Annotated in this window: 5 protein-coding genes; 2 read left to right on the top strand and 3 right to left on the bottom strand. The window is 35.4% G+C overall.

Annotated elements, in window-relative coordinates:
- Positions 1-592: 592 nt before the first annotated feature.
- From ACXJIE_RS07650 to purB, 3 genes are read right to left on the bottom strand one after another with little or no spacing between them, the layout of a single operon-like run.
- Complete coding sequence (locus ACXJIE_RS07650; protein WP_456480378.1) at positions 593-1,201, bottom strand: protein-L-isoaspartate(D-aspartate) O-methyltransferase; 609 nt, start codon at positions 1,199-1,201, stop codon at positions 593-595.
- Positions 1,198-1,890 (bottom strand): carbon-nitrogen hydrolase family protein, encoded by a 693-nt coding sequence (locus ACXJIE_RS07645; RefSeq protein WP_456480377.1) that lies wholly within the window; start codon positions 1,888-1,890, stop codon positions 1,198-1,200. The genes ACXJIE_RS07650 and ACXJIE_RS07645 overlap by 4 nt, the downstream gene beginning before the upstream one ends.
- A gap of 7 nt (positions 1,891-1,897) precedes the next feature.
- A complete protein-coding gene (gene purB, locus ACXJIE_RS07640; RefSeq protein WP_456480376.1) occupies positions 1,898-3,229 on the bottom strand; it encodes an adenylosuccinate lyase in 1,332 nt (443 codons plus the stop codon).
- A 71-nt stretch (positions 3,230-3,300) separates the two neighbouring features.
- Between purB and tatB the strand changes: the two genes are divergently transcribed.
- Together tatB and ACXJIE_RS07630 are read left to right on the top strand one after the other, a co-directional pair.
- The gene (tatB, locus tag ACXJIE_RS07635) at positions 3,301-3,627 is read left to right on the top strand and encodes a Sec-independent protein translocase protein TatB (protein WP_015902120.1); all 327 of its coding nucleotides are present in this window, start codon (positions 3,301-3,303) and stop codon (positions 3,625-3,627) included.
- Positions 3,627-4,511 carry an RluA family pseudouridine synthase gene (locus ACXJIE_RS07630; RefSeq protein ID WP_456480375.1) on the top strand — a complete coding sequence of 295 codons (885 nt, stop codon included), beginning with the start codon at positions 3,627-3,629 and terminating at the stop codon, positions 4,509-4,511. The genes tatB and ACXJIE_RS07630 overlap by 1 nt, the downstream gene beginning before the upstream one ends.
- Positions 4,512-4,800: the final 289 nt, after the last annotated feature.

The following is a 4,800-nucleotide window of genomic DNA, read 5'->3' as shown; positions in this document are numbered from 1 at the left end:
AAGCTAAAAATCTTTAATTTTTAACTTTTCACTTTTAATTTCTATTCCCCCCTCGGGTATGCTACTTATCTCTAAGCTCTCTATCATCTCTCAAACCTTATCCCCGTTTGAGGACTGAAAGTATATTGAATTTTTTATTCTGTGTCAAGACTTATTCTCCTTTTTTTAAGGAAATTTTATATTTTTTTACTTTTTTATTCTTTTTTCACCTTTTCTTATTTTCTTTATTTAATAATACATATTAAACTATTAAACAGGTCTGTCACTTGTATAAATATATTTTATTTTTTATAAATTAATATTCATTTTTAACAAGCCTCTTTAACCAATTCACTCCTTTTAGAGTCTGACACAATTATAATAAGACTTTTTAATTGTTGTTTATTATTTAAGTGATTATTCATATTGCGTACGTTTAATATAATCATAATACATTTCTCATTCATTTTATACGTATTGATACTTGCATGACGTTCATCTGTAAGTGTCTGTCACTCTTAGGTTACCGGGCATTTGATTTGACTATGTTATTCCCTGTTTTATATTGCTTAATCTCGCATATTTATTTTAAAAACACTCATAAATATTCAAATTATTTCACCACACCTTTTTTAATAGGAACAAATTCGCAGCTTTCAATAGTTTCTTTTCTGCCGTCTTTGTAAAACCTTGTAATAACCTGTTCGTTTCCTATTTTCACTGGTGCGAGAATAAATCCGTCATCTTTAACCTGTGAGACCAGTTCTTTTTCCATATCTTCTATATATGCAGAAAGAAGTATCCTGTCAAACGGAGCATAAGCCCTCCAACCGAATCTTCCGTCATCACACTTAACATTAATATTATACAAGCCTAATTTTTTAAATCTCTTTTTTGCAACTTCAACAAGTCTGCAGATTCTGTCAATAGTAAACACCCTTCTTACTATTTTACTGAGTATCGCCGCCTGATAACCGCTGCCGCATCCTATTTCAAGCACACTGTCCACATCATCGAGTTCAAGGTATGAAGTCATTTTGGCAATTGTAAGTGGTGAGCTGATTGTTGAATCATCGGCGAGAGGGAGAGGAGTAATATCGTATGCTTTTCTTTCAAACCCGGCCGGGACGAAGTATTTTCTGTCTATTTCACAAAACGCTTTATATTCCCTGGGCCCAAGTTCAACATAATCCGCTATTTTATCCGCAAGTATTTTACTCATGATATTCCTATATTTAATTTTTTTCTGATTTTTCTGTTTTTATCCAAATCAATAAACGCAATACTTCTCTCACTGCTAACATCAACACCGTCACCCCATGCATCAAAACTGCACCCCCAGGCATATTCGTTTGCGCTGTTTACGGCAATTACCTGTGACTGGGTCGAAAGGGCAAGGGCTTTATTTAAAGTTTTAAAATGCTCAATTCTCTCTTTTCCCCATCTTGCGGGTACAAATATAATATCAACTCCCCTGAAATTTTGCCAGTATTCAAGAAATCTAAGCTCAAAACAGATAAGATTTGCACATTTTAAACTTCTAAATTTAAAAATTTCGGGTTTAGAGCCTGTTTCAAAATATCCGTTTTCATCACCAAACAGATTGAATTTCGCTCTTTTATATTGAAGCCCATTATCAAACAGACAAAAGTAGTTTTTATTATTATATATTAATGTAAGTGCGAAAGGCTTGTTTAATTTTGAAAGTTCTTTTAAAGCATATTCACCAAATTGGTTAACTTCATCCCACTTTTCATAATCGAAACCTGTTAAACAAACTTCAGGGAAAAGAAGAAAATCGACGGATGAATTTTCTACGGTTTCAACCACCCTATTTAGGTTATATTCGTAATCTTTTGATGTTTTAAAATTTATCAGTTCAACCCTTAATTCTCCATTCTCAATTCTCAATTCTCAATTACTCCCCGTAAACTCTCTTATATATCCTGTCCACGTTTCTTGTGTAGTAATCGTAATCGAAAAGTCCCCTGATTTCTTCGTCACTTAGATATTTTTTAAGATCTTCGTCTTTTAAAAGGTTTTCAAGGAAAAGACTTTCACCTTTTTCATTTAGAGGGGCGTGTCCTTTTTGGATCTCCTCCCAAACTTTCATTGCGTTTCTTTGAACGATTTTATATGCGTCTTCTCTGCTGACACCTCTTTTCGGCAGTTCAAGAAGAACTCTTTGAGAAAACACAAGCCCTCCTGTAAGATTTAGGTTTTTCATCATATTTTCAGGATACACCACAAGATTTGAGATAATGTTATTAAGTCTGTGAAGCATAAAGTCAGTCGTAATAAATCCGTCAGGAAGCCAGAATCTTTCGGTTGAGCTGTGGCTTATATCTCTTTCATGCCAAAGTGCCACGTTTTCCATTGCAGGAACCGTATAACTTCTGATGATTCTCGCAAGTCCTGTGATATTTTCGCTTAAAACAGGGTTTCTTTTATGAGGCATTGCGGAAGAACCTTTTTGCCCTTTTGAGAAAAATTCTTCAGCTTCATAAACTTCCGTTCTTTGGAAATGTCTGATGTTTACTGCAATTTTTTCAACAGTTGAAGCAAGAAGCCCGAGTGCAGAAGCCAGTCTTGCGTATCTGTCTCTTTGGATTACCTGGTTTGAAATTGGTGCGGGTTTAAGCCCTAAAAATTCACAAGTCAGCTCTTCAAGCTCAACAGGAGCATGTGCGAAGTTACCCATAGCACCGCTTATTTTACCGACACTGATTACTTCAAGCGTTTCTTCAAGGTTTTTAAGGTGTCTTTTCATTTCATCATACCAGATTGACAAAACAAGCCCGAATGTAATCGGCTCACCGTGAATACCGTGACTTCTTCCGACCATCAAAGTATATTTATGCTCCATAGCTCTTTTTTTGATTGATTCCATTACCATTTTTACATCATCGATAATTATTTTAAGTGAGTCTCTCATCTGAAGTGCAACTGCGGTATCGATAGTGTCACTTGAAGTCATACCGTAGTGAACCCATCTGCTCTCTTCACCGAGGCTCTCCGCCACGCTTGTTAAAAATGCGATAACGTCGTGTTTTGTTTCTCTTTCGATTTCATCTATTCTTTTAATGTCAAATTTAGCGTTTTGTTCGATTTTTTTTGCGTCTTCATCAGGAATAAGTCCAAGTTTATTCCACGCTTTCACCGCCGCTATTTCCACATCAAGCCACGCTTTATATTTAGCGTTCATATCCCAGAGTTTTTTCATTTCTTCTCTTGCGTATCTTTCAACCATACCCTGCCTTTTTTAATGTAATTGTATCAAATTAACTTAGTTGTGATATAATTCAGGAAAAAAGGTCCGATATGCCAGATATGGGATTTACCGAAATACTATTTATTGCCGTTATCGCCATTATTGTTTTAGGTCCGGACAAACTTCCCGAAGCCATGGTTCAAATTGGAAGATTTGTAGGAAAAATCAAAAAAATGTGGAGAGACGCAACGGCTGATATCAGAAAAGAGCTTGAACTTGAAGAAATGAAAGAAGAGATGCAAAAATACAAAAAACAGCTTGAAGAACTGCAGAAAAAAGTGGATACAGACGTCGGAGAAATAAACAGCGGCCTGACTTCACTCGACGATTTAACCGCAATGGGGAAAAAGAAAGATTTTTCGGATATGATTAAATAATGGGCTTCATTGTCAAAGAATTTGAAATAAAAGATGAAAAAGTCCTCGATTTTTTAGTCAAAAAGCTGGGCTTTAACGTACGTGAAGCCAAAAGGGCGATTGACAGGGGAAGAGTAAGCGTAAACGATAAAAGAATTACGAAAAAATCCCAAAGGGCTACAGGCCGACTGAAATGTATCGTATTCGAACCCAACGGCTACGGACTAAAACCGATATTTGAAACAACACACTTCGCCGTATTTGACAAACCAAGCGGCGTGGCAATCCATCCTAAAAAACTTGCAAACACCAAAAGCCTGCTTGATGATGTGAGAGCTTTATGGGGGAATGATGCAAATCTTGTCCACAGACTTGATAAAGAAACAAGCGGGCTTGTGATGGCAAGCAAAAACAAATTCAGTGAATCGATATTAAAAAGGTCCTTTCAGGATAAAGAAATTCAAAAAAAATACCTCGCTTTGGTAAAAGGACATCTTGAAAAAGAGCTGACAATAAAAAAACCAATAGCCGTTAATAAAGATGAAAACATCAAAGTAAAAGTGATAATCCATCCCGAAGGAAAAGAGTCAATTACAATAATAAAACCGATTAGAAAAATAGGTCAAAACACCCTCGTGGAATGCATACCCCTCACAGGCAGGCAGCATCAGATAAGAGTTCATCTTTTCAGCATAGGCCATCCGATAGTGGGCGATCCTTTATACGGGGTCGACAACGACTTTGCCGACAGATATCTAAATAAGCTGATTAATGAAGAGGAACGTATTAAAAAAACAGGGGCAAAAAGGCTTATGCTACACGCTTATTATCTTGAATTTATGTTTATGAACAGCAAATATGTAATTACGAGCAGATCTTTTGAAAAAGAATTAAGCGAAAATTAAGCTTTTTTCGTTATAATTCAAACTCAATTTCCCCTCCTTAAAAGTTTTAAAAACCTCCTCTACAAGGCCTTTCGGCCTGTTTAGGTATTTCTTCTTATGGTGTCTGTCACTGTAAATAAATAATATTACTGAATTTTTCGTTCACTATCTAAAATAGTATTAATATAACCCAAATTGCTAGTTAAATAAGGAATAAAAATTGTTAGAGCTCCATAAAAAGCTTTGGGAGGTTTTTATGGAGCAAAGAATTATAACAATTTTTTATTTAATTGACGAATATTTAAAAGCA

This window comes from Nautilia sp. (assembly GCF_053994455.1).
Note: the sequence above shows the minus strand (reverse complement) of the source record. Positions and strands in the feature narration are given on the sequence as shown.

Excerpts from the sequence above, each read along its gene's own strand:
- ACXJIE_RS07650 (WP_456480378.1), bottom strand. The coding sequence starts at position 1,201 with ATGAGTAAAATACTTGCGGATAAAATAGCGGATTATGTTGAACTTGGG.
- purB (WP_456480376.1), bottom strand. The coding sequence starts at position 3,229 with ATGGTTGAAAGATACGCAAGAGAAGAAATGAAAAAACTCTGGGATATG.
- tatB (WP_015902120.1), top strand. The coding sequence starts at position 3,301 with ATGCCAGATATGGGATTTACCGAAATACTATTTATTGCCGTTATCGCC.
- ACXJIE_RS07630 (WP_456480375.1), top strand. The coding sequence starts at position 3,627 with ATGGGCTTCATTGTCAAAGAATTTGAAATAAAAGATGAAAAAGTCCTC.